Raw genomic sequence first — 2,525 nt, 5'->3', positions numbered from 1 at the left:
CCCGGAATCGGTGTTCACATCCCGCCGGCCCGCCCCGGCGATGACCAGACCGGGTTCAGGCCGCGACAGGATCTGCGCCCAGACCTCAATGCTGGGCAGCAGTTTGTCAGCGTCGGGATGCTCAATGGCGGAAGCAGCTGGACTGTCGGCCGCAGCTTCTGGCTGCCGCCTCAAATCCCCGTCGAGGGGGGAACGGTGGGCGTAGAAGTCGGAATCATGCGTGAGGTAGGCACCGGAGCGGATGATGGTGACGACGTCGAGATCCGGAAAGTTTGCGGGAGCCAGTACGTCCGCAACACAGTCAAAGTAGAGGCTGCCACCGGCGCTGGCGATGACCGGAAGACCCTGGGCGCAATACGGCACCATCAACCGCAGTGCCTCAGCAACCATGCCCAGATAGTTGCGCACGGCGTCGATATCCTCTTCGGAACGGCCATGGGCAACGGATCCTTCATACCCGCCCACTCCGCGCAGGCGCAGATTCTTCGACTCCCCAACAGCCCGGGCGATCGTAGCGACGTCGGCCAGATCGCGCACACCCGCCCTGCCGCCCGCATGACCAATTTCAATGACGACGTCGAGGCCATCGGCTGCATTTTCGTCCAGAATCTGCACACCGCGCAGTGAATCGACGTAGCAAACAAAACGATGGCCTTGGGCCTGCTGCCATCTGGATATCCGCAGGGCGAAGCCCGGTTCCACGAGTTCGTTCGCCAAAAAGATGCTTTCCGCTCCGGCGGCCATGAAGACCTGTGCCTGGAAGGGATTGGCCACCGTCACGCCCCACGTACCGGCGGCCTCGGCGATCATCGCCAGCCTGGGGGACATGGACGTTTTCAGGTGCGGCGCGATCTGCAGGTCATGGTCATGTACGTAACGGGCCATCAGCGTGGCGTTGTGCTCCACAGCCGACTGCCTCAGGGTCATGGCCGGCCAGCTAAAACCGCCGGTCAGCAGATGTCGCCGCTGGCCGCTTAGCTCCGCAAGCGTTAAATCAGCAGCATCAGCCGGCAACCCCTTGAAAAGGAAGCCGATCCGCTCGTCGTCGAAAGTTGTGATCATGGGCTTTACTCCAACGGTTGTGCAATTGCAGCAAGACTACTACTGGAACCACGTGTCGGGCGGACCAAGAAAGAGCAGGAAGCTAAAGACAGCGACGGCACCGGCAAGGGCGACGACGACGGCGAGGAGCGGGTGCCGCAGCACCCAAGCCTGCAGCGTCTCCAGGAATCCGCGCGGCTTCTCGCCACCGGCGCCCAACCGCCACGCGCCGTCGAGCAATCCCTTTCGGTCGAATGACTTTTCCACCGGGATAGTCGCATACGGAATGACCGCGGAAACGAGCGCCAGCATGCCGGCACCGGCCGACCATTTCTGATTAATCCAAGTGAAGCAGGTGCTCATTACATAGCAAATGAACACGAATCCATGCAGTCCACCGCCGATGCTAACGCCCAACTCAGTGGTTCCGGTGACATACTTTAGGAATAAACCAATCAGCAGCAGTGTCCACGTCACCGCCTCTGCTATGGCAACGGTACGGAACAGTTTGCGGGGGGTCATGAACGTCCTCACATGGGGGAATAGGAGCCTTACCAAACTACCGTCTGCGGCGGCGTGTCGGGGAACCGCGGTATGCTTTTTGGTTTGAGAGACGCACAATCGATTGCCAGAGGGGGACAAATAATGCGGCGACCTCCAGCATTCGTCCACTTTGACTCGTCCGTTGCCAAGAGCCGGGGGAGGCATTCAAAACGCAAGGGCACGACGCCGTTTCCCATCCTGGGTGTATCGGCAGCGGCACTGCGTCACACCCGTGCGGGACTCGTCGGCCTGACTCTCGCCGTCCTTTTCGGCCAAGGTCTGACCCTGCTTGTGGCGATCCCGTTAATCTCAACAATTTTCGAACTGGTCCTGGAAGTATCCGGGCTTTCCAGAATTACTGATCGCAACCTATTGCAGGTGCTCAGTGACCCTTGGGCCGCCACTTTGCTCCTGGCCCTGATCCTGATCGCGTTCATCGCCATAACAGTTCAGCTGGCGGCCATCGTCGTCGTTGCCAACCGGCTACAGTCTGCGCGCGTTTTGAGCTTCCCGGGCGCCATGAAGGATCTGGCGGGAGCGCTGCGGGCGATGCTTAACGTTCAATCGCCGCTGCTCATGGTCTACGTATTTGCCATCATGCCTCTCGGCGGGTTCGGCCTGCTGTCCGCCATCACCCGGGATATCGGCATCCCTGCCTTCATCAGCGGCGAGATGATGAAGGCGCCCGCCAGCTTCCTTCTCTACGGAGCCCTCATTGCGGCTGCCTTCTATATCAATCTCCGCCTGGTCTTCGTGTTTCCCATTCTTTCCATCGAACGAACCACTCCCTGGCAGGCTATAAGACGGAGCATAACGGCAACGCACCGCCGATCCTGGCGAATACTGGTCCTGGTTGGAATGATCTGGGCCGCAGCGGCGGTGGGAACAGCAGTGCTGGTCGAAACCGTCACCCTGGCGGCCGGACTGGCGGGTCAAGTGGA

At 60.5% G+C, this 2,525-nt stretch carries 3 protein-coding genes; 1 reads left to right on the top strand and 2 read right to left on the bottom strand.

Features of this window, described 5'->3' with window-relative positions; all coding sequences use genetic code 11:
• Both Y707_RS0108450 and Y707_RS0108445 read right to left on the bottom strand, forming a co-directional pair.
• Nucleotides 1–1,062 (bottom strand): type III PLP-dependent enzyme domain-containing protein (locus Y707_RS0108450; RefSeq protein ID WP_026534756.1); only part of this gene is annotated, 1,062 nt, incomplete at its 3' end.
• 39 nt (nt 1,063–1,101) lie between these two features.
• Nucleotides 1,102–1,563, bottom strand: coding sequence for a DUF3817 domain-containing protein (locus Y707_RS0108445; protein WP_026534755.1), 462 nt, complete (start codon nt 1,561–1,563; stop codon nt 1,102–1,104).
• Between the two features lie 123 nt (nt 1,564–1,686).
• On the opposite strand from Y707_RS0108445, the gene Y707_RS31375 reads away from it, so the two are divergent.
• Nucleotides 1,687–2,525 (top strand): glycerophosphoryl diester phosphodiesterase membrane domain-containing protein (locus tag Y707_RS31375; RefSeq protein WP_035780880.1); only part of this gene is annotated, 839 nt, incomplete at its 3' end.

Origin of the sequence: Arthrobacter sp. H14 (assembly GCF_000520495.1) — a bacterium.
In the GTDB taxonomy this organism is placed as follows: Bacteria; Actinomycetota; Actinomycetes; order Actinomycetales; family Micrococcaceae; genus Arthrobacter_C.
This window is presented reverse-complemented; position numbering and strand designations above follow the sequence as displayed.

Bases quoted from the DNA above. Each gene is read 5' to 3' on its own strand.
- Y707_RS0108445 (WP_026534755.1), bottom strand. From the start codon at position 1,563: ATGACCCCCCGCAAACTGTTCCGTACCGTTGCCATAGCAGAGGCGGTG.